The 24,336-nt window shown below is 72.2% G+C and carries 28 protein-coding genes and 1 riboswitch; of the genes, 14 read left to right on the top strand and 14 right to left on the bottom strand.

Features of this window, described 5'->3' with window-relative positions:
* Positions 1–846 carry an ABC transporter ATP-binding protein gene (locus ACFU95_RS10535; protein WP_383824700.1) on the bottom strand — a complete coding sequence of 282 codons (846 nt, stop codon included), beginning with the start codon at positions 844–846 and terminating at the stop codon, positions 1–3.
* A 201-nt stretch (positions 847–1,047) separates the two neighbouring features.
* Here ACFU95_RS10535 and ACFU95_RS10530 point away from each other — a divergent pair, with 201 nt between their 5' ends.
* Positions 1,048–1,275 carry an antitoxin gene (locus ACFU95_RS10530; protein ID WP_383824697.1) on the top strand — a complete coding sequence of 76 codons (228 nt, stop codon included), beginning with the start codon at positions 1,048–1,050 and terminating at the stop codon, positions 1,273–1,275.
* A gap of 4 nt (positions 1,276–1,279) precedes the next feature.
* On the top strand, positions 1,280–1,654 hold the full coding sequence (locus ACFU95_RS10525; RefSeq protein WP_383824694.1) for a fic family toxin-antitoxin system, toxin component: 375 nt from the start codon (positions 1,280–1,282) through the stop codon (positions 1,652–1,654).
* Between the two features lie 29 nt (positions 1,655–1,683).
* Here ACFU95_RS10525 and ACFU95_RS10520 read toward each other — a convergent pair whose 3' ends face one another.
* Together ACFU95_RS10520 and ACFU95_RS10515 are read right to left on the bottom strand one after the other, a co-directional pair.
* The gene (locus ACFU95_RS10520) at positions 1,684–2,376 is read right to left on the bottom strand and encodes a class I SAM-dependent methyltransferase (RefSeq protein ID WP_383824691.1); all 693 of its coding nucleotides are present in this window, start codon (positions 2,374–2,376) and stop codon (positions 1,684–1,686) included.
* A gap of 106 nt (positions 2,377–2,482) precedes the next feature.
* Entirely contained in the window at positions 2,483–3,169 is a 687-nt protein-coding gene (locus ACFU95_RS10515; protein ID WP_383824688.1) for an esterase/lipase family protein, read from the bottom strand.
* Between the two features lie 118 nt (positions 3,170–3,287).
* Between ACFU95_RS10515 and ACFU95_RS10510 the strand changes: the two genes are divergently transcribed.
* Complete coding sequence (locus ACFU95_RS10510) at positions 3,288–5,771, top strand: LuxR C-terminal-related transcriptional regulator (protein ID WP_383824991.1); 2,484 nt, start codon at positions 3,288–3,290, stop codon at positions 5,769–5,771.
* A gap of 46 nt (positions 5,772–5,817) precedes the next feature.
* Here ACFU95_RS10510 and bioD read toward each other — a convergent pair whose 3' ends face one another.
* From bioD to bioB, 3 genes are read right to left on the bottom strand one after another with little or no spacing between them, the layout of a single operon-like run.
* Positions 5,818–6,534: a dethiobiotin synthase gene (gene bioD / locus ACFU95_RS10505; RefSeq protein ID WP_383824685.1), complete on the bottom strand. Its 717-nt coding sequence runs from the start codon at positions 6,532–6,534 to the stop codon at positions 5,818–5,820.
* A 1-nt stretch (position 6,535) separates the two neighbouring features.
* A complete protein-coding gene (locus ACFU95_RS10500; protein WP_383824682.1) occupies positions 6,536–7,834 on the bottom strand; it encodes an adenosylmethionine--8-amino-7-oxononanoate transaminase in 1,299 nt (432 codons plus the stop codon).
* Positions 7,827–9,056: a biotin synthase BioB gene (gene bioB, locus ACFU95_RS10495; RefSeq protein ID WP_383824680.1), complete on the bottom strand. Its 1,230-nt coding sequence runs from the start codon at positions 9,054–9,056 to the stop codon at positions 7,827–7,829. The genes ACFU95_RS10500 and bioB overlap by 8 nt, the downstream gene beginning before the upstream one ends.
* Before the next feature lie 146 nt (positions 9,057–9,202).
* Between bioB and ACFU95_RS10490 the strand changes: the two genes are divergently transcribed.
* Positions 9,203–10,330, top strand: a complete 1,128-nt coding sequence (locus ACFU95_RS10490; protein WP_383824677.1) for an 8-amino-7-oxononanoate synthase — start codon at positions 9,203–9,205, stop codon at positions 10,328–10,330.
* A gap of 102 nt (positions 10,331–10,432) precedes the next feature.
* Here ACFU95_RS10490 and ACFU95_RS10485 read toward each other — a convergent pair whose 3' ends face one another.
* Positions 10,433–10,660, bottom strand: coding sequence for a DUF397 domain-containing protein (locus tag ACFU95_RS10485; RefSeq protein ID WP_383824675.1), 228 nt, complete (start codon positions 10,658–10,660; stop codon positions 10,433–10,435).
* A 9-nt stretch (positions 10,661–10,669) separates the two neighbouring features.
* A complete protein-coding gene (locus ACFU95_RS10480; RefSeq protein WP_383824672.1) occupies positions 10,670–11,548 on the bottom strand; it encodes a helix-turn-helix domain-containing protein in 879 nt (292 codons plus the stop codon).
* Between the two features lie 213 nt (positions 11,549–11,761).
* Between ACFU95_RS10480 and ACFU95_RS10475 the strand changes: the two genes are divergently transcribed.
* Positions 11,762–12,220 (top strand): ATP-binding protein, encoded by a 459-nt coding sequence (locus ACFU95_RS10475; protein WP_383824669.1) that lies wholly within the window; start codon positions 11,762–11,764, stop codon positions 12,218–12,220.
* A gap of 4 nt (positions 12,221–12,224) precedes the next feature.
* On the opposite strand, the gene ACFU95_RS10470 is transcribed toward ACFU95_RS10475, so the two are convergent.
* Positions 12,225–13,142, bottom strand: coding sequence for a LysR family transcriptional regulator (locus ACFU95_RS10470; RefSeq protein ID WP_383824666.1), 918 nt, complete (start codon positions 13,140–13,142; stop codon positions 12,225–12,227).
* Between the two features lie 124 nt (positions 13,143–13,266).
* Between ACFU95_RS10470 and ACFU95_RS10465 the strand changes: the two genes are divergently transcribed.
* Positions 13,267–13,881: a LysE family translocator gene (locus ACFU95_RS10465; protein WP_383824663.1), complete on the top strand. Its 615-nt coding sequence runs from the start codon at positions 13,267–13,269 to the stop codon at positions 13,879–13,881.
* 54 nt (positions 13,882–13,935) lie between these two features.
* Here ACFU95_RS10465 and ACFU95_RS10460 read toward each other — a convergent pair whose 3' ends face one another.
* The 3 genes from ACFU95_RS10460 to ACFU95_RS10450 all read right to left on the bottom strand — a co-directional run bounded on the left by ACFU95_RS10460 (position 13,936) and on the right by ACFU95_RS10450 (position 15,916).
* On the bottom strand, positions 13,936–14,409 hold the full coding sequence (locus tag ACFU95_RS10460) for a C40 family peptidase (RefSeq protein ID WP_383824660.1): 474 nt from the start codon (positions 14,407–14,409) through the stop codon (positions 13,936–13,938).
* Between the two features lie 3 nt (positions 14,410–14,412).
* A riboswitch (cyclic di-AMP (ydaO/yuaA leader) is annotated at positions 14,413–14,623 on the bottom strand.
* A gap of 341 nt (positions 14,624–14,964) precedes the next feature.
* The gene (locus ACFU95_RS10455) at positions 14,965–15,273 is read right to left on the bottom strand and encodes a hypothetical protein (RefSeq protein WP_383824657.1); all 309 of its coding nucleotides are present in this window, start codon (positions 15,271–15,273) and stop codon (positions 14,965–14,967) included.
* Positions 15,274–15,280: 7 nt separating this feature from the next.
* Complete coding sequence (locus tag ACFU95_RS10450) at positions 15,281–15,916, bottom strand: ATP-dependent Clp protease proteolytic subunit (protein ID WP_383824655.1); 636 nt, start codon at positions 15,914–15,916, stop codon at positions 15,281–15,283.
* A 67-nt stretch (positions 15,917–15,983) separates the two neighbouring features.
* Here ACFU95_RS10450 and ACFU95_RS10445 point away from each other — a divergent pair, with 67 nt between their 5' ends.
* The gene (locus ACFU95_RS10445) at positions 15,984–16,271 is read left to right on the top strand and encodes a type II toxin-antitoxin system Phd/YefM family antitoxin (RefSeq protein ID WP_383824652.1); all 288 of its coding nucleotides are present in this window, start codon (positions 15,984–15,986) and stop codon (positions 16,269–16,271) included.
* Positions 16,272–16,375: 104 nt separating this feature from the next.
* Here the strand turns inward: ACFU95_RS10445 and ACFU95_RS10440 are convergent, their stop codons facing one another.
* Entirely contained in the window at positions 16,376–17,392 is a 1,017-nt protein-coding gene (locus tag ACFU95_RS10440; RefSeq protein ID WP_383824648.1) for an ABC transporter permease, read from the bottom strand.
* 115 nt (positions 17,393–17,507) lie between these two features.
* On the opposite strand from ACFU95_RS10440, the gene ACFU95_RS10435 reads away from it, so the two are divergent.
* From ACFU95_RS10435 to ACFU95_RS10405, 7 genes are all read left to right on the top strand, one after another.
* A complete protein-coding gene (locus ACFU95_RS10435) occupies positions 17,508–18,155 on the top strand; it encodes a TetR/AcrR family transcriptional regulator (RefSeq protein WP_383824646.1) in 648 nt (215 codons plus the stop codon).
* A gap of 114 nt (positions 18,156–18,269) precedes the next feature.
* Positions 18,270–18,572, top strand: coding sequence for an urease subunit gamma (locus ACFU95_RS10430; RefSeq protein WP_354729446.1), 303 nt, complete (start codon positions 18,270–18,272; stop codon positions 18,570–18,572).
* An 11-nt stretch (positions 18,573–18,583) separates the two neighbouring features.
* Positions 18,584–18,895 (top strand): urease subunit beta, encoded by a 312-nt coding sequence (locus tag ACFU95_RS10425; protein WP_383824643.1) that lies wholly within the window; start codon positions 18,584–18,586, stop codon positions 18,893–18,895.
* Positions 18,888–20,609 (top strand): urease subunit alpha, encoded by a 1,722-nt coding sequence (locus tag ACFU95_RS10420; RefSeq protein ID WP_383824641.1) that lies wholly within the window; start codon positions 18,888–18,890, stop codon positions 20,607–20,609. The genes ACFU95_RS10425 and ACFU95_RS10420 overlap by 8 nt, the downstream gene beginning before the upstream one ends.
* Before the next feature lie 34 nt (positions 20,610–20,643).
* The gene (locus tag ACFU95_RS10415; protein WP_383824638.1) at positions 20,644–21,318 is read left to right on the top strand and encodes an urease accessory protein UreF; all 675 of its coding nucleotides are present in this window, start codon (positions 20,644–20,646) and stop codon (positions 21,316–21,318) included.
* Between the two features lie 153 nt (positions 21,319–21,471).
* Positions 21,472–22,155 carry an urease accessory protein UreG gene (ureG, locus tag ACFU95_RS10410; RefSeq protein ID WP_383824635.1) on the top strand — a complete coding sequence of 228 codons (684 nt, stop codon included), beginning with the start codon at positions 21,472–21,474 and terminating at the stop codon, positions 22,153–22,155.
* Positions 22,143–22,913, top strand: a complete 771-nt coding sequence (locus ACFU95_RS10405; protein WP_383824989.1) for an urease accessory protein UreD — start codon at positions 22,143–22,145, stop codon at positions 22,911–22,913. The genes ureG and ACFU95_RS10405 overlap by 13 nt, the downstream gene beginning before the upstream one ends.
* A 399-nt stretch (positions 22,914–23,312) precedes the next feature.
* Here ACFU95_RS10405 and ACFU95_RS10400 read toward each other — a convergent pair whose 3' ends face one another.
* Positions 23,313–24,038 carry a lysophospholipid acyltransferase family protein gene (locus ACFU95_RS10400; RefSeq protein WP_383824632.1) on the bottom strand — a complete coding sequence of 242 codons (726 nt, stop codon included), beginning with the start codon at positions 24,036–24,038 and terminating at the stop codon, positions 23,313–23,315.
* Between the last annotated feature and the right edge of the window lie 298 nt (positions 24,039–24,336).

Here is a 24,336-nt window from a genome sequence, read left to right as displayed (position 1 = left end):
TCAGCGCTCCCCGGATGCCGCGGGTCCGCCGTCCAGCGGGCCGCGGTTCACGTCGGACCCGGGATCCTGGGGGTTCCCTCCGGCGAAGAGGCGCATGCGCTCCAGCACGGCCTCCGCCGTCGGCCGCTCCATCTTGTCGACGATCCGCCCGTCGCCGAGGAAGAGCACCAGGTCGGAGTGGGCCGCGGCGCCCGGGTCGTGGGTGACCATGACGACGGTCTGCCCCAGCTGGTCGACGGCCTCCCGCAGGAACCCGAGCACCTCCAGGCCGGCCCGCGAGTCCAGGTTGCCGGTGGGTTCGTCCGCGAAGATCAGCTCGGGCCGGGAGGCCAGCGCGCGGGCGCAGGCGACGCGCTGCTGCTGGCCGCCGGAGAGCTGGGACGGCCGGTGCTTGAGCCGGTCACGTAGCCCCAGCGTCTCGATGACCTGGTCCAGCCACTTCTCGTCGGCCTTCTTGCCCGCGATGTCCATGGGCAGGGTGATGTTCTCGGCGGCGTTCAGGGTCGGAATGAGGTTGAACGACTGGAACATGAAGCCGATCCGGTCCCGCCGCAACCGGGTCAGCTCGCGGTCCTTAAGGCCGGTGATCTCGGTGTCGCCGAGCCACACCTGCCCCGCCGAGACGTCGTCCAGGCCCGCCAGGCAGTGCATCAGCGTGGACTTACCGGAACCCGACGGCCCCATGACCGCCGTGAAGCGGCCGCGCGCGATGTCCACGTCCACCGAGTCGAGGGCGAGCACCGTCGTCTCGCCCGAGCCGTACGCCTTGGTCAGACCTCGTGCGCGGGCCGCGACCCCGTCGGCCGACGCGGGGCCCGGGACGTACTGGGCAGCTGCTGTGGACAAAACCGCCTCCTCGTGGACGGAACGACTCGCCGTCACCGCCGAGCGTAATGTGATCCACCGCACACCGGATATCCCCCCGAGGTCCTGGTCGGTCTCCGCCCCAGGTCGGGTCCCTGATATCGATGTAAGGGGCACGCTCCGTCTTCGGGGTGACGGCGGCGGCCCTTGCCGCTGCTAGCGTCGAAGCGCTAGCTTTTAGGTATGGCGAAGACCCAGCTGAACGTGCGAGTGGACGAGGGCACGGCCCGGGCGGCACGCGAACGTGCCCTGGCTCGCGGCATGAGCGTCAACCGCTACATCGAAGAGCTGGTCAGAAAGGACACCGGGGAGGTCGGGCACGCGTTCGTGGACGCCGCCGCCGACTTCATGAAGCAGTACGAGTCCGTCTTCGCCGAGGAGTTCGGCGCGGAGCACGAAGGTCGTCGCTGATCCGTTGAGCAATCTGAACATCGACCTCGCCTGGCTGCTGATGCTCGCCGAGAAGAGGACTCCGGGGGACCCCCAGGTCACCGACTGGGGCGCTCTCGTCGCCGCCGTCGCCCGCCACCAGGCGGAGATATTCGACACCCCCGTCTACGACAGTCCGCAGGCCCGCGCCGCGGCGCTGCTCCAACTGCTCGTCCACGTCCCGGCCCTGGAGCGCTCCAACGCGCTGTTCGCCTCCGCGGTGGCCTACGCCTACCTCGTCGCCAGCGGCCTCAAGGTCGTCACCTCACCCGAGCAGGTGCGTGATCTGGCGCGCCTGGTCAAGAGCGGCGAGGCCTCGGTCGAGGACATCGCGCGCGAACTGCGCCAGTGGAGTCTGTGAAGCGGCGTCTGTGAAAGCGGCGTCCGTGATCAGACGGGCCGCTCCTCCACCGGCCGCCACGCCGTGCCCAGCACGCAGTACGACGAGGGGAGCACCGGCCCGTTCTCCGGCATCATCACCCGTCGGCACGGGCCGAGTTCGAACCCTGCCTCGCGCAGCGCCGCGACCGGGTCACGGGAGACATGGCAGCCCCCGCTCACCAGCGGCCACACCGTCCGGTCCAGCGCACGCTGGGTGAGGAGCATCGCGCGCCCGCCGCCCCGGCCGTGCTCGAAGAACCGCACCACGCCACCCGGCCGCAGCACCCGCCGTACCTCACCGAGCGCCCGCGGCACGTCCCGCACGCTGCACAGCACCAGCGAGAGCACCACCGCGTCGAAAGCCTCGCTCTTGACCGGCAGCGCCTCCGCCGCGCCCGGTACGACGTCCACCGGAACCCCGGCACGCAGCGCGGACTCCACCGCCAACTGCCGTAGCAGGCGCTCCGGTTCGATGGCCACGACCTCCGAGACCGCGCTCGGGTAGTGGGCGAAGTTCAGACCGTTGCCCGCGCCGATCTCGATCACCCGGCCCGACAGCCCGGACAGCAGCCGGTCGCGGATGCCGGCCATGCCCATCCGCGTCTCGGCATTGACGCTCATCCGGGCGTAGAAACGGGCGAACAGCGGGTGGTGCACGGAACCCCGTGACACCTTGCCGGAGCCGGCGGACCGTACGGCCATGGGGACCTCCCGGGTGGGACGGGACTCACCCTGATTGTCCCCCGTACGGGGCCGACGCACCCCCCGCCGCCGCGGTGGCCGTCGTTCCCGGTCGTTCCTGGCGGGCTCAGCCGATGAAGTCCCGGACCTGTTCGTACACGCCGTGGTCGTTGTTCATGTCGGTGTGCGAGACACAGCCGACCTTGACGTTCGTCGCGCCGCTCAGGATCGCGGTGGTGTCGGGCGTGAGCGCGTCGTCGCAGTTCGACCAGTAGCTGGCGTACGACACGCTGCCCGGGGTCTCGTCCCCGGAGTTCAGGGAGCTGAGGAACGAGCTGCCGGTGTTCATCTCCGCGCAGGAGGTGTAGAGCCACGCACACCACGAGGCGGTGGAGGTGCCGTGGTTCACGCCGGCAGTCGAGACGAAGTCGTCGACGTACGCCGTCCCGCCGAGGTTCTTGAGGTAGTAGCGGGAGCTGAGCGCGCCCATGGAGTGGACGACCAGGTCGACCTTCGAGGCACCCGTCCGGGCGAGCACGTTTCTGATCTCGGTCGCGAGCTGCTGGGCGGTGGTCGCGTTCGACTGGCCCCAGTCGTACGACCAGGCGTCCAGCTCGGCGGAGGTGTAGCCGTCGGCCTCGAAGTAGTCGGTCCATTCGTCCCAGCTGCTCGCCGAGCTGCTCAGGCCGTGGACGAAGACGACGGGGTTGTGGGTGGCGGCGTGCGCGGGCGTGGGGGAGAGGGACAGTGACAGAAGGAGCGATGCGGCCAGGGCCGAGGCGGCCGTGGCGATGCGACGCGTGTGGCGCTGCATGATGCCTCCTGAAACGTGTGGGGTTGCCAGGAGTGTCGGGCCGGGTCTACGCGCGCCGCATCGGCGAAATCGCCGGTCTTTACGGTTCAATTAACTCGCCAGTAACGTCATCTGTGTGGTGACTCCGGTGAACCCCCAGCCTCTTGAGCGCACTTCGCCACCGCAGCTGCTCGCGGACGCGTGGCGACGACTCGCGACCACGCTTCCCGAAGGCGTCCGCGTCCGGGTGCTGCGTGCCGTGCACGGCGATCCGCGGGCCGCCGCGGAGCTGGTCCAGCGCCTGACCGACCGCCAGGCGGCGGGCATCGACCCGCTCCCGACGGACCCCGCCGAACTGGCCCCGTCGCTGCTGCGCGAACGCCGGGCGGAGATCAGGGCGTTGCCGGACGACACCCGACTGATGCTGCTGCTCGCCGCGGCCGACCAGTACCCGGTCTCCACGGACGCCTTCCTGCGCGCCGTCATGGCCGCCCGCCTCGACACCCGGTCCCTGGACGCCGCGGAGGCGGCCGGGATCGCGCACGCGGGAGCCGGCGGGGTCGTGTTCCGCGACGCGTGGACGCGGATCGCGGCCTACGAGACCGGCTCCCCGAACGACCGCCGCGACGTCCACCGCCTGCTGGCCCGCGTACTGGGCGGCGAGGGCGAGACGCCGTGGCGCTCCTGGCACCGGGGGGCGGGAGCGCTCGGCCCGAGCGGGCGCCTGGCGGCCGAACTCGGCGCCGCCGCGCACAAGTCGGGCGCCGCGGGGCGCCTCCCTCTGGCCAGGGCGCTGGCGGAGCGCGCCGCCACGCTCTGCCCCGACCCGTCCGAGCAGACCCGCCTGATGGCCCGGGCTGCCGCGTACGCCTGGCAGACGGGCGACGGGGACCGAGCGCGCAGGCTGGCCGCCGCCGGGACCGACGACGCGCTGACCGGGGTGCTCGCTCTGCGGTCGGGGAACGCGGCGGAGGCGTTCGACGCGTTGCTGACGGGAGCGGTGCGGGCGGGGGCGGGCTCGTGGCCGGCGGGCGCCGCCGGGGACGAGGGCGCTCGGCCGCCGGCCGCGGGCGCCGGGCGCGCCCCGGACGGGGCCCACCGGGCCGCGGCCGCTGCCGAGGACGTGCGCTGCTCCCTGCCGGGGGAAGCCCTCGCCGACAGCGCCTCCCGGTCCCTGGCCCACGCCCCTTCGGGACCCGTAGCCCTCCCCGCCGCCCCCGCCGGTCCGGTTCCCGTGGCGCCCGCCACGCATGAGGCCCCGACTGCCGCCGCCGCGGCATCAGTTGCCATCTCCGCGTGCGCCCCTGCCGGTGCCGAACGCCTCCTCGCCCGCGCCACCGAAGCCGCCGTGTACACCGGAGACATACGCCGCCTGCGCGAGGCCGTCCGGATCGCCGACCGGCTCGGGGTCGTGGCACCCGGCACGCTCGGCGGGCTCGTCGCCGCGTTCGACGGGCGGTACGAGGACGCGCGTGACCTGCTCAAGGCGGCGGCCGGGCGGTGCGGGCCGGGCGGCGAGCCGACCGTCCTGATCCACGCCGGGATCGCCGCCCTGCTCCTCGGCGACCACACCCGCGCGGCCACCGCGACTCTCCGTGCGGCCTCCTCCGCCCGGGCGCGGGGGACCCCGGTGACCGTGGCACAGGCGATGGAGTTCCGCGCGTACGCCGACTTCTGGACCGGACGCCCCCGGGCCGGTGAGGCCGCCGCGGCGGAGGGTCTGTGGCAGGCACACGCCACCGGTCAGGACAACGGCGCCTGTCATCTCCAGGCGGCCCTGGCCATGTTCGCGGCGCTCACCGGAGACACGGACCTCTGCCGGGAACGTGCCGCGACCGCACGGTCGTACGCCCTCGCCCGCGGCCTGGGCCTGCCGGCCGCCCTCGCCCAGTGGGCGCTCGCCTACCTGGACCTGAGCAGTGGCCGCTTCGCCGCCGCGGCCGCCCGACTGCGCGCCCTGGCCGGATTCGGCCCCGGCCACGGCCACCGGGCCATCCGCCATCTGGCGACGCCGCACTACGTCGAGGCCGCCGTACGTACCGGTGACACCCGCATCGCCCGCGTCGCCCACGCCGACTACCACCGCTGGGCGAGCACCGTGCGCAGCCCCGACGACCTGGCCCTCAGCGCCCGCTGCCGAGCCCTGCTGGCCCCCGGGGAGGAAGCCGTGGAGCACTACCGAACGGCCCTCGACCTGCACTCCCACGGCACCCGCGACTTCGAGCGGGCACGCACGGAGCTGCTGTTCGGCAGCGCCCTGCGTCGGCTGCGCCACCGCACGGAGGCACGCGACCGCCTGCACAGCGCCCTGGAGGCGTTCGACTCCTTCGGCGCCCCGCACTGCGCGACCCAGGCCCGCACCGAACTGCGCGCCCTCGGCGCACCCGCCGCACCGACCCCCAACGCGGCGGAACACCCCACGGCCCGCCTCACGGCCCAGCAACTCCTGATCGCCCGGATGGCCGCCGAGGGCGCCACCAACCGCGAGATCGCCGCCCGCCTCGCCCTCAGCCCGCGCACCATCGACCACCACCTGAGAGGTGTCTTCACCCGGCTCGGGATCCGCTCGCGCATCGAACTGGTGCGGATCGTCGCCGAGGGCGACGAGAGCGAGGCCGTCTAGACGTCAGGGAAGGCGCGGGCGCAGATCGTCATGCGGGGGATCCGTCTCACGGCGCGGCCCGACCGCGGAACCCCTCCGCGTCCCACGTCCCGAACAGCCGGGGCGCCAGCCGGCTCGGCGCCCCGGCGCGGAAGTCGGCGGGCGTCAGCGCCCCCGCACCCGCCGGCACCGCACCCAGCAGCGGCGCCGCCGCCACGTCCGGCAGATCAGCGACATTGCAACGCGACGCCAGATCCGGTGCCCCGGGCCAGCTGCCGATCACCACGCCGAGCAGGTCCAGCCGCCGCCGTCGCAGTTCACGCGCCGTCAGCTCCGTGGTGTTCAGGGTGCCCAGACCCGCCGACGCCACCACCAGGACCGGCGCCGCCATCAGCTCGGCCGCGTCAGCCAGCGTGCCGCCCGCCTCGTCGAAGCGGACGAGCAGCCCGCCCGCCCCTTCCACCAGCACCAGGTCGTGCTCGGCGGCCAGCTTGGCGGCGGCATCGGCGATCTCGTGCGGCCGGACCGGCGCCCTTCCCGCGCGCCGCGCGGCCGTCGCCGGGGCCAACGGCTCGGGATACCGCGCGACCTCCACGGTCGTCACCGCGCCCGCGAGCCGCGCGACCTCCTCCGCGTCGCCACGCTCGTCCGGCGTCACGCCCGTCTGCGCGGCCTTCAACACCGCCACCGACCGGCCCGCGGTCAGCGCGGCCGCAGCGACCGCGGCCGTCGTGACCGTCTTGCCGACCTCCGTGCCCGTGCCCGTGATCACCAGTACCGGCATGTCAGCCCTCCCGTGCGGCCGCGCACACCGCGCGGGCGATCCGTGCCACGTCCGCGTCACCCGTGACGTACGGCGGCATCGTGTAGACGAGGTCGCGGAACGGCCGCAGCCACACGCCCTCACGTACGGCGGCGACGGTCGCGGCCCGCATGTCCACCTCGTGGTCCAGCTGGACGACCCCGATGGCACCGAGGACCCGTACGTCCCGTACGCCGGGAAGGTCCGCCGCCGGGGCCAGCCCGTCCCGCAGGCCCGCCTCGATCCGCTTGACCTCGGCCCCCCAGTCCTGGCCGAGCAGCAGCTCGATCGAGGCGCAGGCCACCGCGGCCGCCAGCGGATTGCCCATGAAGGTCGGGCCGTGAGCCAGCACCGGAACCTCGCCGCGCGAGATCCCGTCGGCCACGCGCGAGGTGCACAAGGTGGCGGCCATCGTCAGATAACCGCCGGTCAGCGCCTTTCCCACGCACATGACATCCGGCGTCACCGCCGCGTGGTCGGCCGCGAACAGCGCGCCCGTGCGCCCGAACCCGGTCGCGATCTCGTCGAACACCAGCAGCACGTCGTGCGCGTCGCACGCCTCCCGCAGCACCCGCAGATACGCGGGGGAGTGGAACCGCATCCCGCCCGCGCCCTGCACGACCGGCTCGACGATCACCGCCGCCAGCTCGTCCGCGTGCCGCTCGATCAGCGACCGCAGATGGTCGGCGTAGGACTCCTCGTACTCCACGGGTGGCGGGTCCGCGAACACCTGGCGCTGGAGCACCCCGGTCCACAGCTCGTGCATCCCGCCCTCGGGGTCGCACACCGACATCGGCTGCCAGGTGTCGCCGTGGTAGCCGCCGCGCCAGGTCAGCAGCCGCTGCTTGCCGGGGCGGCCCAGCGAACGCCAGTACTGCAGGCACATCTTGACCGCGACCTCGACCGACACCGACCCGGAGTCCGCGAGGAAGACATGCTCCAGACCGTCTGGCGACATGTCGACAAGGAGCTTCGCCAGGCGCACGGCGGGCTCGTGCGTGAGCCCGCCGAACATCACATGGCTCATGCGCGAGAGCTGCTCGCGCGCGGCCTCGTTGAGCACCGGGTGGTTGTAGCCGTGGATCGCCGACCACCAGGACGACATGCCGTCGACCAGTTCGCCCGAGCCGTCCGCCAGGGTCAGCCGCACCCCGCTCGCCGACGCGACGACGAGCGGTTCGGCACGGCCGGGCATGGGACCGTACGGATGCCAGACGTGCCGCCGGTCGAGTTCCAGCAGCTCGGGCACGGTCAGGTCGGGCACCGTGCGCGCCTCAGGCATTGGGCGCGAGGTCCGTTCCGGCACCCCTGCGGCGGACGGCGACCAGGTCGGTGCGCGGCTCGGTGACGGCCGGCGCGGCGGCGGCCGTACCGCACACACCGCCCCCCGCGTGCGCACCGCACCCGGCGCTGTCGTGCCCACCGCACCCGGCACCCTCGTCGGATCCGCAGCCCGCGCTCTCGTGCGACCCGCACCCGCCCCCGGCGGCGGCCACGTCCGCCCGGTGCTCCGGCAGTGTCACCTGGTCGGCGCCCTCCACCTCGAACCCGGCGTCCGCGATCATCTCCAGGTCGGCCTTGCCGGCCTGGCCCTCGGTGGTCAGGTAGTCGCCGAGGAAGATCGAGTTGGCGAGGTGCAGGGCGAGGGGCTGCATGGTGCGCAGGTGCACCTCGCGGCCGCCCGCGATGCGCACCTCGACGTCGGGGCAGACGAAGCGCACCATCGCCAGGATCCGCAGACAGCGCTGCGGGGTGAGGTTCCACTCCTTGGCCAGCGGGGTGCCCTCGACCGGGATCAGGAAGTTGACCGGCACCGAGTCCGGGTCCAGCTCGCGCAGCGAGTAGACGACGTCGACCAGGTCCTCGTCACTCTCGCCCATGCCCGCGATCAGGCCGGAGCAGGCGGACAGGCCGGCCGCGTGCGCCTTGTTCACGGTGTCGACGCGGTCGGCGTAGGTGTGCGTCGTCGTGATCTCGCCGTACGTCGACTCGGAGGTGTTGAGGTTGTGGTTGTAGGCGTCCGCACCCGCCTCGCGCAGCCGCTCCGCCTGGCCGTCGGACAACAGTCCGAGACAGGCGCACACCTCGACGCCCTCGTTCTGGTCCTTGATCGCCTTGATGGTGCCCGCGACCCGGTCCACGTCACGGTCGGTCGGGCCGCGCCCGGACGCCACCAGACAGACCCGCTTGGCGCCTCCCGCCAAACCGGCGGCCGCGGCCTGGGAGGCCTCGTCGGGCTTGAGCCAGGTGTATTTCAGGATGCCGGTGGTGGAGCCGAGGCGCTGGGAGCAGTAGGAGCAGTCCTCGGGGCACAGCCCGGACTTGAGGTTGACGAGATAGTTGAGTTTCACCCGTCGGCCGAACCAGTGCCGGCGCACCTTGCCGGCCGCGGTCACCACATCGAGCAGGTCGTCGTCGGAAGTGGCGAGGACGGCCAAGGCTTCCTCGCGGGTCGGCAGCTCGCGCCGAAGCCCCTTGTCCACCAGCGTGTTCAGCAGGTCCATGGGAGCTGATCCTGACGTACGGAGGGGCTCCGAGCCAAGGAGACTTCGGACAACCCTGTCACTTCGATGTGTGGGTATTGCCACACCGTGCGCCGTCGGTCGTGCGACTAGTGTCTGTGCACTGCCTACAAAAGCCCGGAGGAGTCATGGCGTTCGGCTGGATCGACGAGCAGGCGGAGACGCGCCGCCGCGCCGGGCTGGTACGGACCCTGCGCCCGCGCCCCGCCGAGTCGCCGCTCCTCGACCTCGCGAGCAACGACTACCTGGGTCTGGCCCGCCACCCCGAGGTGACGGAGGGCGCGGCGCGGGCGGCGCGCACGTGGGGTGGCGGTGCGACCGGTTCCCGGCTCGTCACGGGCACCACGGAGCTGCACACCGAGCTGGAGCGCGAGCTGGCCGACTTCTGCGGCTTCGAGGCGGCCCTGGTCTTCTCGTCCGGCTACGCGGCCAACCTCGCCGCGGTCACCGCGCTGGCTCCGCACGGCTCGCTGATCGTCTCGGACGCGGGCAACCACGCCTCCCTGATCGACGGCTGCCGGCTGGCCCGGGGCGGCACCCAGGTCGTCGCGCACTCCGACCCGGACGCGGTGCGCAAGGCGCTCCAGACGCACGACGGTCCTGCCGTCGTCGTCTGCGACACCGTCTTCTCGGTCGACGGCGACGCCGCCCCGCTGGCCCGGTTCGCCGAGGCGTGCCGGGAACACGGCGCCGGGCTGGTCGTCGACGACGCCCACGGGCTCGGAGTGCTGGGCGACGGCGGCCGCGGCGCCCCGCACGCGGCGGGACTCGCCGGCGCCGACGACGTCGTCGTGACGGTCACGCTGTCCAAGTCGTTCGGCAGCCAGGGCGGCGCCGTCCTCGGCCCCGCCCGGGTGATCGACCACCTGGTCAACGCGGCCCGGACGTTCATCTTCGACACGGGCCTCGCCCCCGCTGCGGCGGGCGCTGCCCTGGCGGCACTGAGGTTGCTGCGCCGCGAGCCGGAGCGCGCGGCGCGGGCGCGCACGGTGGCGAGCGAACTGCACACCCGCCTGACGGCCGCGGGCCTGGAAGCGGTACGTCCGGACGCCGCGGTCGTCTCCGTGCGCGCGCCGTCCCCGGAGCAGGCCGTGCTCTGGGCGGCCGACTGCCGTGCGGCGGGCCTCGCCGTGGGCTGCTTCCGTCCTCCCTCCGTCCCCGACGGCATCTCACGGCTGAGGCTGACCGCCCGCGCGGACCTCTCCGAGGGGCAGATCGAACGCGCTGTACGGGTGATCGGCGAGACACGACCATGAGTCGGCGTGACACGGCCCTGCCGTCGCGTCAGACGGAACTGATCAGAGTGGAACTTGATGGGACTGGAACCGATCTAAAGCGGTCAGAGCTGATCGGAGCGGTCAGGACTGGAACGCGGTCGTGAAGCCCGTCCAGCTCTCGGGGGAGAAGAGCAGCGCGGGTCCGGCCGGGTCCTTGGAGTCGCGCACGGCCAGCAGCCCGGTCCAGGGACCGGAGTGCGGCCGCGCCGTCTCCACACAGTTGTTCGCTCCGGTGCTGTAGCTGCTGCGCAGCCATCGCGCACCGGGCAGATCGGTACTCGACGTGATGTTCCGAGGCATTGCGGTCATGGTGCCTCCTTACGCACCGCCGGCAAGCGCGGCGATGTAATCCAGCGATTCCTCGGGCGAAAGGGCGTGGATCCGAAGGGCGTTGAAGGCCTCCGTGTAGGCCTGGAGGTCTTCTTCCCGTTCGAGGTAGAGGCTACTCGTCAAGTGGTCGAGAACAACCACATCCAGATCAGAAGTGCGCGAAAATGAGAAGATAACGAAAGGCCCGGTGATGCCGACATGCTCACCGGCCGCGAACGGCAGCACCTGGAGCCGGACTTGGGGCAGCCGTGCCGCCTCCATCAGCCGCCCCAACTGCCGCGCCATCACCTCGGGCCCGCCGATCTCCCGGCGCAGCACCGCCTCGTCGAGCACCGCGCTCAGCACCAGCGGCTGATCGGCGTGCAGCACGTCCTGCCTGGCCAGACGGACCGCGACCAGCGCCTCCAGCCGTTCGTCGGCGTCGGCGGCCTCGTCGGCGAGTCCGCCCACCGCGGCCCGGGTCACCGCCCGCGCGTACTCGGGCGTCTGCAACAACCCGGGCACCACGGAGGTCTCCAAGGTGCGCATCGCGCTCGCCTGGGACTCCAGACTGATGAAGTCGCGGTACGTCGGCGGCAGCACTCCGCGGTACGCGTGCCACCAGTGATGCCGCCCGGCACCCTCGTCGGACCCCGCCAGCACCAGCAGCAACTCCCGTAGCCGGGCGTCCTGTACGCCGTACGCGTCGAGCAGTAACCGCACATCGGCCGGTTTCACGCCGCTGGAGCCGGTCTCGATCCGGCTCACCTTGGACTGGTGCCAGCCCACCAGCCGGGCCGCCTCACCACTGGTGAGCCCCGCGCCGGTGCGCAACGCACGCAGTTCCGCGCCCAGTTTTCTGCGGCGCACCGCGGGACCGTGCTGCATGGGCAACTCCTTACTCCAACCGAGCCGCCCAAATACGGTCTGCCGTCGCAGAGTTCACCGCTTCGAGCGACAGATATATGCATATCTTGGGGGATCGGCACCCTGACGGCCCTGGTAATGGCAGTCTGGCGACGAAGCACCAGTCCGGGACCGTACTCGAACCCTCCGCTCCGTGTCGGACTCCGGTCCCGTTGGGAAAGGGACGACGTCGCCATGGCAGATCATCTGGAAGCATCCGTCACTCTGCCGAGCGATCCCGCCTCGGTCTCCGCGGCCCGGTCCTACGTGGTCACCACTCTCGCCGAGTGGGGACTGCCACCGGACACGGAGGTGGCCGACACCATCCGTCTGATCGTCTCCGAGCTCACCACCAACGCCGTACAGCACACCCTCGGGCAGTCACCCACCTTCACGGTGGACCTCGTCCTCGACCGTGACGAACACCTGCGCATCGGCGTCACCGACAGCCACCCCCGCTTCCCCAAGCGGCTGCCGGCCGCCGTCCAGCAGGACAACGGCCGCGGCATGGTCATCATCCGCTGGCTGACCGCGGAGTGCGGCGGCAAGCTGAGAGTGCGACCGACCCGCGAGGGCGGCAAGACCATCTCCATCGAACTGCCCTGGACGGTGCCCGCGGCACCCGTCCCGGCGGCGGGACCCCAGGACTCCTGACCCCTCACCCCTGCTGTCCGGACCGGCCGAACGTGCCCCGCAGCAGGGCCCGGAAGGCGTCCGCGGCGGGAGCCCTCTCGTCACCGCGATGGGCGACCGAGATCGTCCGGCGCAGCTCTCCGCCCTCCAGCGCGCGCACCCCGACCGGGGTGACCGACGTACGCGCGACCATCTCCGGTACGACCGCCACCCCGAGCCCCGCACTGGCCAGCGCGCACACCAGGAGATACCCCGGCGTCGGCACCAGCACCGAGGGCAGGGCCCCGGCCCGGGCCAGCACCGCCTCCACACCCCGCCGGGCCGGCGCGTCCGGCGCCATGCTGATCAGCGGCTGCCCGGCGAGCTCGGTCAGCGGCAGCCGCGCCGGTCCGCTGGTGAGGGCGTGGCCCGGAGCGGACACCAGGACCAGTTCCTCGACGAGGATCGGCTCGACGAGGACGGAGGAGACGAGCGGGGTCGGGGCGCCCGGCTCATAGGCGTGGGTCAGCGCCAGGTCGATCTCCCCGGCCGCCACGGCGGCGACGCCGGCGGAGGGTTCGTAGTCGGCGACCGTCAGCTCCACGTCCGGATGCGCCCGGCGGAAGGCGCTGAGAGCCGGCGGCAGCAGATGGATGCCGGCGGTCTGGAAGGTGCCGAGCCGGAGCGTGCCGCCCGTCAGCCCGGTCAGCCGGGCCAGTTCGTGCCGCGCCCGCTCCAGCTCGTCGAGCACCCGCCGGGCCCTGGTCACCAGCAGCTCGCCCGCACCCGTCAGCCGGGCCCCGCGATGGTGCCGTACCAGCAGGGCGGTGCCCGTCTCGCGCTCCAGCTTGGCCAGTTGCTGGGAGAGCGCGGGCGTGGTGTAGCCGAGCCGCTCGGCGGCCCGGGTGATCGAACCCGCCTCGGCGACCGCCACCAGGGCGGCGAGGCGGGTCGGGTCGTACATGGCGGGTCCCTTCGAGCGCGGGGCCTCTCAGCCTGTCTGACGGCCCTGCCTAAAGCATTGCTTAAGGAACACCCAGACTATTCGAAATACCTGCTGAAGGCTTCCGCGCGGCAGGCTGGCAGGCATGGACGCTCAGCTCATCGCCTTCACCGGGGTCTCCGCCGGCCTGGTCGCCATGCCCGGGGCCGACTTCACCGTCGTCGTACGCAACGCTCTCGTCTCCCGCCGGGCCGGCATCGTCTGCGCGCTCGGGATCGGGGCCGGGCTGCTGGTGCATGTGACGCTGGCGGTGGTGGGGGTCGCCGCGGTGCTGACCGCCGTACCGGCGCTGTTCCGCGCGCTTCAAGTGGTAGGCGGCGGCTATGTGCTGTACCTGGGCGTCCAGACGCTGCGGCAGCGGCGCGCCGAAGTCGTGCACGAGCGCGAGGACTCCGCCACACGGCCGTTGCGGCAGGGCTTCGTGACCAACGCCCTCAACCCGAAGGCGTCCCTCACCTTCCTCAGCGTGCTGCCCCAGTTCGTGCCGGCGGGCGCTCCGGCGCTGCCCCGGACGCTGCTGCTCGCCCTGATCGTGCTCGCGATCGCGCTGGTGTGGTTCCAGGCGGTCGCCCTGCTGGTGGACCGGCTCGGCAGGTGGCTGCGCCGCCCGCGTGCCGCCCGGGCGGTCACGACGGTCACCGGCGCCGCGCTGACGGTCTTCGGCGCGGCACTCCTCGCCGGGCCGCTACAGACCCTCTGAAGGGCCCGGGGGCGGTGACGGCGTGTCAGGTCGCCCCCCCCGCCCCCGGGAAGGTCACTTGACCCGGCCGTACCAGACGCTCCTGGTCCAGATCTTCTGGAGCCTCACGACGTCCCCGCTCTTCGGGGAGTGCCAGATCCTTCCCTTCCCGGCGTAGATGCCGACGTGGTAGACGTTCGACCCCGAGTGGAAGAACACCAGGTCTCCGGCCTTGCGGTTCGTGGCGGAGATGTGGCGGGTCTTGTTGTACTGCTGGGCCGCCGTACGGGGCAGCTTCTTGCCCGCTTTCTTGAACGAGTACAGCGTGAGCCCGGAGCAGTCGAACCGGTTCGGGCCTGTGGCGCCCCACCTGTACGGGGACCCCTTCTTGGAGGCCGCGACCTGGAGTGCCTTCGTCGCCGGCGTGGCGGCCTCCGCCTCGGAGGCGAAGCCGGGCGCCACGATCGAGCCGCCCACTGCGGCGATGGTGAGAGCCGAGGCCGTACCGGCCCGGGCCATGAGCGACGGGACACGATTGAGCGCAGTCATGCGCAACCCTTCGTCAGCCGCCTGTGAAGGATGACCTGTCGGATTCGGGCTGGCGAAGTTGCCCGGCCGCGTTGCCACGGCTTCACCCCAAGGGCGGCTCGGATCGAACGAACGTCCGCTCCGGCGACCCGTCTTGCTCGGGTCCTCCACTCCTGCCGATCCACTCCTGTCGACCGGTCATCCGGGCGGCGGCAGGACTCGGCGTCCGCCCGGACCGCCCCGCCGCTGTGGCGGGGGCTTGTCGTCAGTCAGGGATCTTGACGCACGGATGAACGAAAATCCCAACGGAACCGGGGATTTGTGGTGTTACTCACCACTCACCCGTTCGGGTGGACACCCCTTTGTTCGAGTGGGCGTCCAGGTGCCCGAGGAGCCCCGGACCTGGGGCGGAACGCTTGATTCCGCCTTGGGGTCACACCCGTTGCGCAACCTTGACGGGCGCTCAAAAGGACAGGCGGCTACGCCGAAAGGCGGTACGTCGTTTGGTCCGTTTCAGCTGCGTTCCGGACGCCTCGACAGTGGGTCGGGACGTCCGGAACCGGTCTGTACGGGTCGTCAACTGTCGGAGCGCGGCGGCACCGTGACGCGAGCCGTGCGGCGTTCTCCGTCCAGCACGCGCAGCGCACGCGCCAGCGTGGGAGCGTGCAGCTCGGTCTCGCCCCGCTGGTGCATCAGCGCCAGCGCGTCCCGGAGCTCGGCCGCCTTGCCGACCAGCGCCTGGGCGGCGCGCAGTCCGCTGTAGGTGTCGCCGTGCCGACCCGGGTTGATCCGGCCGAGCAGGTCGACGGCATCGAGGTAACGGTCGATCAACTCGCCCTCCGCGCGGGTCAGTGCGGGCAGGGGCGGCAGCTCGGGTGGCAGCACGGGCCGGTCACCGCCCGGTGGGCGGCGCGGCGGTGGCCCTGCGACTGGGGATGATCGCGTCCACCAGTCCGTACTCCAGCGCCTCCTGAGCGCTCAGGATCTTGTCCCGCTCGATGTCCTCGCTCACCTGTTCGCGGCTGCGCCCGGTGTGCAGGGCGAGCATCTCCTCCAGGCGGACCCGAACGCGCGTCAGTTCGTCGGCCTGGATGGCCAGATCGCTCGCCTGGCCCTGGACCGGCTCGGGCAGCCCCGGCTGACGGATCACCACCCGGGCCCCCGGCAGGGCGAATCGCTTGCCCGCAGTGCCCGCGGCCAGCAGCACCGCGCCGGACGCGCCGGCCTGGCCCAGGCAGATCGTCTCCACGTCGCAGGTGACGTACCGCATGGTGTCGTAGATCGCCGACATGGCGCTGAACGAGCCGCCCGGCGAGTTGATGTACAGCGAGATGTCCCGGTCGGGGTCCTTGTGCTCCAGGTACATGAACTGGGCCATCACGTCGTTCGCCGAGATGTCGTCGATCTGTGTGCCGAGAAAGACGATCCGCTCCTCGAGCAGTTTCGAGTACGGGTCCTGCGTCCTGGTGCCGCTGCTCGTGCGCTCGGTGAACTCGGGCAGCACATGGCGGGCGGTCGGTCGGGTCATGGCTCACGCTCCCTTGGCGGAGTGCCTGTAAAAAATGTACAGGACGTACATGACGTAATGTAGGGGCATGGCCTACGAGATTCCGGTGACGCAAGCCAGGGCTGAGCTCGCCGAACTGATCAATCGCGTGGTGTACGGCGGTGAGCGCGTCGTCGTGACGCGCCACGGAAAGCCCCTCGTCGCCCTTGTCTCCGCCGCTGACCTGGAGCGACTGGAGAAGCTCGGAGAGCCGGCGGAACTCGTCGAGGAGCAGGTGATCAGCGCGGTCTCCAGCGTCCGCGAGGCCGCGTCCGCTCCCCGCGAACGGCAGCGCTTCGGCATCGCAGCCGAGCATCGCGGGTCGGGCCCCGCGTAGAGCCCGGCCGACGGGCTTCCGGGCTTCCGGAAAACGCAGGACCGTGCACCCCTGTCCGCTACAGCAGGGGTGCACGGTCGGTTCGGTGTGCCCGGCGCGGCCGGTCAGCCGACGGGCGCGAGCGCCTTCTCGGGGGCGGGCTCGGCGCTCGGCGTGCGGGACTTCAGGGCGCTCCCGAGCAGGACGGCGCCCAGGCCCAGCGCGGCCCACCAGGCCAGCGTCAGGGCGGGGCCGGTCGCCGCGGCTCCGTCGAAGTACGACACCGAGCGCAGCAGGCTCGCGCCCGCGCCCGGCGGCAGCCACTGGCCCATCGTGCCGACCGGCTCGGGCAGCATCTGCGGCGCCGAGGAGGCCCCGGAGAACGGGTTGCCGAGGAACATCACCACGAACGACACGATGCCGATGCCCGCGTTGCCGACCAGCGCGGCGAGTCCCGCGACGGCCGCGCTCACGGCCAGGGTCGTCAGTGCGAACACCCCGGCCTCCGCCCACCAGTCTCCGGTGAGGATCCCCAGCCAGCTGTGCGCGAGTGCCGCCGCGACCACGCCGATCAGGACGGCGGCACCGGCCAGGGCGCTCACGGCGCGGATGCCGCGCAGCCGGAGCAGGGTCACCGCGGCGCCCGCCGCCATGCCGGCCAGGGCGAGTGGCAGGACGCTGGCGCCGAGCGCCGCGCCGCGCGGGTCGTTCGGCGACGCGGCCACGACGTCGACGGTCCTGACCTGGGTGCCCTCGGCGGCGGCCTGCTGGGTCACCGCCTGCTGGAGCAGCTGGGCGACGGCCGGGCTCGCGGCCGACGCGGTCAGCAGCTCGGGACCCTGGGGGGTGACGACGACCGCGCCGTATACGGTCCGGTCCTCGACGGCCGCCCGGGCGGCCGCCTCGTCGGCGTAGCGGTGGATCTCGAACGCGCCCTCGTGCCGGTCGAGCCGCCGTTCCACCTGGGCCGTGGCGGACGGCGGTCCGGCGACGCCGAGCGGCAGGTCGCGCGGAGCGGTGCGGGCGGCCGGCCAGGCGAAGGCCCACAGGGCGAGCGCCGCCAGGGCGGGAACCAGGAGAACGACCGCGATCAGGTGCCGACGCGAGGTGGACCTGGACGGTGTGGCGGACGGGGTGGACATGAGGTCTCCCTGGGACATCGGCTAAAAAGAAGGATCGTTCGTTTTACTTGTTCCACCACCGTCCTGCGATTGCCGCTCCTTGTCAAGAAGGAATGTTCGTTTTACTTTGTGGACCATGGCCCGCGTATCCCAGGAACACCTCGACGCCCGCCGCCGGCAGATCCTCGACGGCGCCGCGGTCTGCTTCGCCCGCAACGGCTTCCACGCCACATCCATGCAGGACGTGCTCAAGGAGGTCGACCTCTCGGCCGGGGCGGTGTACCGCTACTTCAGCGGCAAGGAAGCCCTGATCGGCGCGATCGTCGCCGAGGTGCTCGGTTCGGTGCGCACGGCCTTCGAGGAAGCGGCGCGGCAGAGCCCGCCCCCGCCGCCCGCCGAACTCGTCGCCTCGGTCCTCGGCAGGACACTCGCCGCCCGCGAGTCCCTGGTCGTCGACGGGCGGCCCGCGTTTCCGCGGCTCGTCATCCAGGTGTGGACGGAGACGCTCCGCAACGAGGAGCTGGCGGCGATCCTGCGCGAGGGCTACGGCTCGGTGCGCGCGGCCTGGGGGAGGATCGTCGAGGGCTACCAGGAGGCCGGGATGATGCCGGCGGACGTGGCGCCGGACCACGTGGCCCGCACGATGATCGCCACCGTGCTGGGTTTCATCGCCCAGCAGTCCCTCTTCGGGCCCGCCCCGATCGAGGTTCTCCGGGACGGTCTGCGGGCGTTGACCAGCATGCGGGACGAGACCGCCGCAACCGATGGATCACAGCTCGGTTAACTTGCCTGAAACGCCGTCCAACTAGCCTGCCCATCCACGCCACCAGGCAGTTTGCCCCGTGGCCGCGGCAAACCGGGCCCCGCACGGTCCGGAGCGAGGACTGTGAGGTGGGACGTGCAACTGACCCCGCACGAGCAAGAGAGGCTGCTCATCCACGTGGCGGCCGACGTGGCCGAGAAGCGCCGCGCCCGTGGGCTGAAGCTCAACCACCCCGAGGCGGTCGCCCTGATCACGTCGCACCTCCTCGAGGGCGCCCGCGACGGCCGCACGGTCGCCGAGCTCATGTCCTCCGGACGCAAGCTGCTCACCAGGGACGACGTCATGGAGGGCATCCCCGAGATGATCCACGACGTGCAGGTCGAGGCGACCTTCCCGGACGGCACCAAGCTCGTCACCGTCCACGACCCGATCGTCTGAAGGGGGCCCCGATGATTCCCGGAGAGATCCTCTTCGCCGACGGCCCGATCGCCTACAACGCGGGCCGTGACGTCACCCGGCTGACCGTCCTCAACGCCGCCGACCGGCCCGTCCAGGTCGGCTCCCACTACCACTTCGCCGAGGCCAATCCCGGCCTGGACTTCGACCGCGCCGCGGCCCGCGGCAAGCGGCTCAACGTCGCCGCCGGTACCGCCGTGCGCTTCGAGCCCGGGATCCCCGTCGACGTCGAACTCGTCCCGCTCGCCGGCGCCCGTGTGGTGCCCGGACTGCGCGGCGAGACCGGAGGTGCCCTCGATGCCTGAGATCTCCCGCGCCGCGTACGCCGACCTGTTCGGGCCGACGACCGGTGACCGTATCCGGCTCGCCGACACCGATCTGCTGGTCGAGATCGAGGAGGACCGTTCCGGCGGTCCCGGACTCGCCGGTGACGAGGCCGTGTTCGGCGGCGGCAAGGTCATCCGCGAGTCCATGGGCCAGTCCCGTGCCACACGCGCGGAGGGCACCCCCGACACGGTGATCACCGGCGTCGTGATCATCGACCACTGGGGCATCGTCAAGGCCGACGTCGGCATCCGCGACGGCCGGATCACCGGCATCGGCAAGGCGGGCAACCCCGACACCATGGACGGGGTGCACCCGGACCTCGTCATCGGCCCCGAGACCGAGGTCATCGCCGGCAACGGGCGGATCCTGACGGCCGGCGCCATAGACGCGCACGTCCACTTCATCTGCCCGCAGATCGCCGACGAGGCGCTCGCCTCGGGCATCACCACGCTGGTCGGCGGCGGCACCGGACCCGCCGAGGGCTCCAAGGCGACCACCGTCACGCCCGGACCCTGGCACCTGGCCCGGATGCTGGAGGCGATGGAGCAGTACCCGCTCAACATCGGCTTCCTCGGCAAGGGCAACACCGTCTCCCACGAGGCGATGCTGTCCCAGATCCGCGGCGGTGCGCTCGGCCTCAAGCTGCACGAGGACTGGGGCTCCACCCCGGCCGTCATCGACGCCTCGCTGACCGTCGCCGACCGGACCGGCATCCAGGTCGCGATCCACACCGACACGCTGAACGAGGCGGGCTTCGTCGGTGACACGCTGGCGGCCATCGCCGGACGCGGCATCCACGCCTACCACACCGAGGGCGCGGGCGGCGGGCACGCGCCGGACATCATGACCGTCGTCGCCGAGTCGCACGTCCTGCCCAGCTCGACGAACCCGACGCGGCCGTTCACCGTCAACACCGCCGAGGAACACCTCGACATGCTGATGGTGTGCCACCACCTCAACGCGGCGGTACCCGAGGACCTCGCCTTCGCCGAGTCGCGGATCCGCCCGTCGACGATCGGCGCGGAGGACGTCCTGCACGACCTGGGCGCGATCTCGATCATCTCGTCCGACTCGCAGGCCATGGGGCGGGTGGGCGAGGTCGTTATGCGGACCTGGCAGACCGCCCATGTGATGAAGCGGCGGCGGGGTGCGCTGCCCGGGGACGGGCGGGCCGACAACCTGCGGGTACGGCGGTACGTCGCCAAGTACACGATCAACCCCGCGCTCGCCCAGGGCCTCGCCCGCGAGATCGGCTCCGTGGAGAGCGGCAAGCTCGCCGACCTGGTGCTGTGGGAGCCGGCGTTCTTCGGCGTCAAGCCCCACCTCGTCATCAAGGGCGGACAGATCGCCTACGCGCAGATGGGCGACGCCAACGCCTCGATCCCGACGCCGCAGCCGATCCTCCCGCGGCCGATGTACGGGGCGATCGGGCGGGCGCCCGCCGCCAACTCGTTCAACTTCGTGGCGCCGCTCGCCATCGAGGACGGGCTCGCGGAGCGGCTCCAGCTCGGGAAGCGGTTCGTGGCCATCGAGTCGACGCGTGGGGTCACCAAGGCCGACATGCGGCAGAACGACGCGCGGCCCGAGGTGCGGGTCGACCCCGACAGCTTCGCCGTGCACATCGACGGGGAACTGGTGGAGGCCGCCCCGGCCGCGGAACTGCCCATGGCCCAGCGGTACTTCCTGTTCTGAGGGTGATTGAGATGACTGCGACGGCTGAGCTCTGATGTCACGGGCAGCACTTCTGGTCCTCGCCGATGGCCGCTTCCCCGCCGGAGGGCACGCGCACTCCGGCGGGGCGGAGGCGGCCGTCAAGGCGGGGCGGATCACCGGGGCCGCGAGCCTGGAGGACTTCTGCCGGGGCCGGTTGCACACGACGGGGCTGGTCGCGGCCTCGCTCGCCGCGGCGGCCGCGCTCGGTGTCGACGCGGTGGCCCTGGACGCGGCGGCCGACGCCCGTACGCCGTCGCCCGCGCTGCGGCTGGCCGCGCGGAAGCTGGGGCGGCAGTTGATGCGGGCCGCTCGGGCCACATGGCCTTCCGCGGAGCTCGACGATCTGGCTCGGCTCTTTCCCAAGGGGGCCCATCAGCCGGTCGTGCTCGGGGTCGCCGCCCGGGCCGCGGGGCTGGGGGCCGTGGACGCGGCCTACTGTGCGGCGTACGAGAGCGTGAGTGGGCCGGCGAGTGCGACGGTGCGGTTGCTGAGTCTCGATCCCTTCGACGCCACGGCGGCGCTGGCTCGGCTGGCGCCGGAGCTGGACCGGGTGGCGGACCAGGCGGTGGAGGCCGGGCGGCGGGTCGCCGGGGGTGGCGTCGACGAGTTGCCCGCGGCTTCTGCTCCGCTGTTGGAGATCGGGGCGGAGGTGCATGCGGCCTGGGCGGTGCGGCTGTTCGCGTCGTAGGGGGTTTTCGCCCCCGCCGCCCCTACCCGTCCCCTCCCTTGAAGGGGCTCCGCCCCTTCGACCCCGCCAAGGGGCTCCGCCCCCTGGACCCCCATCGGCCTGCGGCCTCGTCCTCAAACGCCGGACGGGCTGAAAGTGATTGGAACCGCCTCCATGCATCTCGACCACGCTCACCCCCACGACGGTCCCTCCTCCGTCAGCGCCGACGCGCACCGTCCCGACGGGACGCGCCGTGCCTTGCGCATCGGCCTCGGCGGGCCTGTCGGATCCGGCAAGACGGCAACCGTCGCCGCGCTCTGCCGGGCCCTGCGCGACGAGCTGTCCCTCGCCGTCGTCACGAACGACATCTACACCCGCGAGGACGCCGAGTTCCTGCTGCGGGAGGCCGTGTTGCCGCCCGAGCGGATCACGGCCGTCGAGACGGGGGCCTGTCCGCACACCGCGATCCGCGACGACATCTCCGCGAACCTCGAAGCCGTCGAGGACCTGGAGGACGAGGTCGGCCCCCTCCATCTCATCCTCGTCGAGTCCGGCGGGGACAATCTCACCGCCACCTTCTCCAAGGGGCTCGTCGACGCGCAGATCTTCGTGATCGACGTGGCCGGCGGGGACGACATCCCGCGCAAGGGAGGCCCCGGCGTCACCACCGCCGACCTCCTCGTCGTCAACAAGACCGACCTCGCGCCGTACGTCGGCTCCGACCTGGCCCGGATGGCGGCCGACGCCAAGGCGCAGCGGGCCGAACTGCCGGTCGTCTTCCAGTCGCTCAGGAGCGAGCCCGGCGTGCAGGAAGTCGCCGACTGGGTGCGGGCACAGCTCGCGGCCTGGACGGCGTGACCGTGACCGGTGGCGTTCGGGCCGTCGCGCGGATCGTCGCCCGGGACGACGGCCGGGGAGGCACCTCGCTGCCCGTGCTCGACGGCGACGGGCCGCTGGCGCTCCGGCGGACCCGGGGGAGCGGCGCCGAGGCCCGGGTCGTGCTCGTCGGCGCGATGAGCGGGCCCCTCGGCGGCGACCACTTCGCGGTGGAGGCCGACGTGGAGGCCGGCGCCCGGCTGCGCGTCGGGTCGGCTGCGGCCACGATCGCCCTGCCGGGCCAGAGCAAGGGAGAGGCCAGGTACGACGTACGGCTGTCGGTCGCTGACGGGGCCGAACTGCACTGGCTGCCCGAGCAGTTGATCTCCGCCGGGGGCAGTGACCTGTACGTCACGACCCGCGTCGACGTCGGTGCGACCGGGCGGCTCGTGCTGCGTGAGGAACAGGTGCTCGGACGGGTGGGGGAAGAGCCCGGGCGGCTCAGCAGCCGCATCCGGGTGAGTGTCGCGGGGCGGGTCGTCCTCGATCAGGAGCTTGCCTGCGGGCCCGGGGCGCCGGGTGGCTGGGACGGTCCCGCGGGGCTCGGCGGCTGTCGGGCCGTCGGACAACTCGTCGTCGTACGGCCCGAGTTCGCTGATGCTCCGCCGACGGCTCGGGTGCTCGGGGAGCACGCGGCCGTGATGCCCCTCGCCGGGCCCGCCGCCCTGGTGAGCGCGGTGGCGGCGGACGCGCTGCGGCTGCGCAGGCTGCTCGACGAGGCGCTGACCGCCCTCGGCTGAGTCGCGGTCCCGACGGCACCGCGGGCGCACGCCCGCCCTGCGCGGAGTCTCCCCGAGCCCGGGCACGCCGCTCGGGGGCGGCTCGCTCGTGGTCGCGTGTCGGGCTGGTCCCGGTCGGTTCTCTCGCGGGCTTCCTGCCCGGTGGCTCGGCTTGGTTGTCGGTCTTGTCGGGGCGTGTAGCGCCTCGCCGGCGCGTCAGGCTCGTGCGCCGGTCCTGTCGGGTCGGCCGGTCCTCCCGTCAGCCCCGGCAAGGCTCCCGCGCCCCCGTCAGGCGGCCGTCTCCGCGGGCCCTCGCGGCTCTCGGCCCGCGTCAGCGGCGGGCGGCGACCCGGCCTCCCCGCCCCGTGCCGGGCCGAGGCGCTGCCCTCCCGCCGGGTCCGCCGGCGGCAGGGCAGGGCGTCAACTGATCGGCATCCGGGGGAACTTGCGCTCCTTCTCCGCCTTGGCCGCGGCCTCCTCGGCCTTGGCGACGGCCGCGTACTGGTCGACGTACTCCTGCTCGGACAGCGACAGGATGGCGTACATGATCTCGTCGGTCACGGCGCGCAGGATGGCCTTCTCGTTCTCCATTCCGGCGTAGCGGGAGAAGTCGAGGGGCTCGCCGAAGCGGATCGTCACCGGGTGGATGTTGGGGATGACCTTGCCCGGCGGCTGTGCCTCGAAGGTGCCGATCATCGCGCAGGGGATGACCGGGACCTGGGCCCTGAGGGCCATCACGGCGACGCCGACCTTGCCCTTGTAGAGGCGGCCGTCGTGCGAGCGGGTTCCCTCGGGATAGATGCCGAGGAGTTCGTCCTTGCTCAGGACCCCGAGTCCCTCACGGATCGCCGCCTGGCCCGCCTCCTTGCCCTTGCGGTCGACGGGGATCTGGCCGGCGCTGCGGAAGAAGGCCGCGGTCAGACGGCCCTTGACGCCGGGGCCGGTGAAGTACTCCTTCTTCGCGAGGAAGGTGATGCGCCGCTTGAGCATCGCCGGCATCAGGAAGTGGTCGGAGAACGACAGGTGGTTGCCCGCGACGATGGCCGCACCCGTGGCCGGTACATGCTCAAGGCCTTCTATTCGGGGCCGGAAGAACAGTCTCAGCAGAGGTCCCAACAACACGTATTTCAGTACGTAATAGAACAAGGGGGTCGCTCCTCACTCCGGCGGATCAGCTCCAACCGCCGCGTTCTGGCAGGTCAACCAGCGTGCCGTGGGGCTGCCAGTGTAGGCGCAGGGGGGACAGGCCGGAACCGGGTCTGGACGGACGTATTGCCGCCCACGGCGAGTCCTGACCGGGTGTCAGGAGGCGGGTGGGCTGCGGTGTTTGCGGGTGGGGAGGGGCCGCCGGACCAGCCTGGTCTCCGGGGTCGGTGCGCGGCAACCCGATGGTGCGCTTTGGCGTGATCACGATTGCCCGGTGGCAGGTGGCCCGCCCTTGCGG

It is taken from the genome of Streptomyces sp. NPDC057623, assembly GCF_042800355.1.
GTDB lineage: Bacteria > Actinomycetota > Actinomycetes > Streptomycetales > Streptomycetaceae > Streptomyces.
Note: the sequence above shows the minus strand (reverse complement) of the source record. Positions and strands in the feature narration are given on the sequence as shown.

Bases quoted from the DNA above. Each gene is read 5' to 3' on its own strand.
- ACFU95_RS10530 (WP_383824697.1), top strand. From the start codon at position 1,048: ATGGCGAAGACCCAGCTGAACGTGCGAGTGGACGAGGGCACGGCCCGG.
- ACFU95_RS10520 (WP_383824691.1), bottom strand. From the start codon at position 2,376: ATGGCCGTACGGTCCGCCGGCTCCGGCAAGGTGTCACGGGGTTCCGTG.
- ACFU95_RS10515 (WP_383824688.1), bottom strand. From the start codon at position 3,169: ATGCAGCGCCACACGCGTCGCATCGCCACGGCCGCCTCGGCCCTGGCC.
- bioD (WP_383824685.1), bottom strand. From the start codon at position 6,534: ATGCCGGTACTGGTGATCACGGGCACGGGCACGGAGGTCGGCAAGACG.
- ACFU95_RS10500 (WP_383824682.1), bottom strand. From the start codon at position 7,834: ATGCCTGAGGCGCGCACGGTGCCCGACCTGACCGTGCCCGAGCTGCTG.
- bioB (WP_383824680.1), bottom strand. From the start codon at position 9,056: ATGGACCTGCTGAACACGCTGGTGGACAAGGGGCTTCGGCGCGAGCTG.
- ACFU95_RS10490 (WP_383824677.1), top strand. From the start codon at position 9,203: ATGGCGTTCGGCTGGATCGACGAGCAGGCGGAGACGCGCCGCCGCGCC.
- ACFU95_RS10485 (WP_383824675.1), bottom strand. From the start codon at position 10,660: ATGACCGCAATGCCTCGGAACATCACGTCGAGTACCGATCTGCCCGGT.
- ACFU95_RS10480 (WP_383824672.1), bottom strand. From the start codon at position 11,548: ATGCAGCACGGTCCCGCGGTGCGCCGCAGAAAACTGGGCGCGGAACTG.
- ACFU95_RS10475 (WP_383824669.1), top strand. From the start codon at position 11,762: ATGGCAGATCATCTGGAAGCATCCGTCACTCTGCCGAGCGATCCCGCC.
- ACFU95_RS10470 (WP_383824666.1), bottom strand. From the start codon at position 13,142: ATGTACGACCCGACCCGCCTCGCCGCCCTGGTGGCGGTCGCCGAGGCG.
- ACFU95_RS10465 (WP_383824663.1), top strand. From the start codon at position 13,267: ATGGACGCTCAGCTCATCGCCTTCACCGGGGTCTCCGCCGGCCTGGTC.
- ACFU95_RS10460 (WP_383824660.1), bottom strand. From the start codon at position 14,409: ATGACTGCGCTCAATCGTGTCCCGTCGCTCATGGCCCGGGCCGGTACG.
- ACFU95_RS10450 (WP_383824655.1), bottom strand. From the start codon at position 15,916: ATGACCCGACCGACCGCCCGCCATGTGCTGCCCGAGTTCACCGAGCGC.
- ACFU95_RS10445 (WP_383824652.1), top strand. From the start codon at position 15,984: ATGGCCTACGAGATTCCGGTGACGCAAGCCAGGGCTGAGCTCGCCGAA.
- ACFU95_RS10440 (WP_383824648.1), bottom strand. From the start codon at position 17,392: ATGTCCACCCCGTCCGCCACACCGTCCAGGTCCACCTCGCGTCGGCAC.
- ACFU95_RS10435 (WP_383824646.1), top strand. From the start codon at position 17,508: ATGGCCCGCGTATCCCAGGAACACCTCGACGCCCGCCGCCGGCAGATC.
- ACFU95_RS10425 (WP_383824643.1), top strand. From the start codon at position 18,584: ATGATTCCCGGAGAGATCCTCTTCGCCGACGGCCCGATCGCCTACAAC.
- ACFU95_RS10420 (WP_383824641.1), top strand. From the start codon at position 18,888: ATGCCTGAGATCTCCCGCGCCGCGTACGCCGACCTGTTCGGGCCGACG.
- ACFU95_RS10415 (WP_383824638.1), top strand. From the start codon at position 20,644: ATGTCACGGGCAGCACTTCTGGTCCTCGCCGATGGCCGCTTCCCCGCC.
- ureG (WP_383824635.1), top strand. From the start codon at position 21,472: ATGCATCTCGACCACGCTCACCCCCACGACGGTCCCTCCTCCGTCAGC.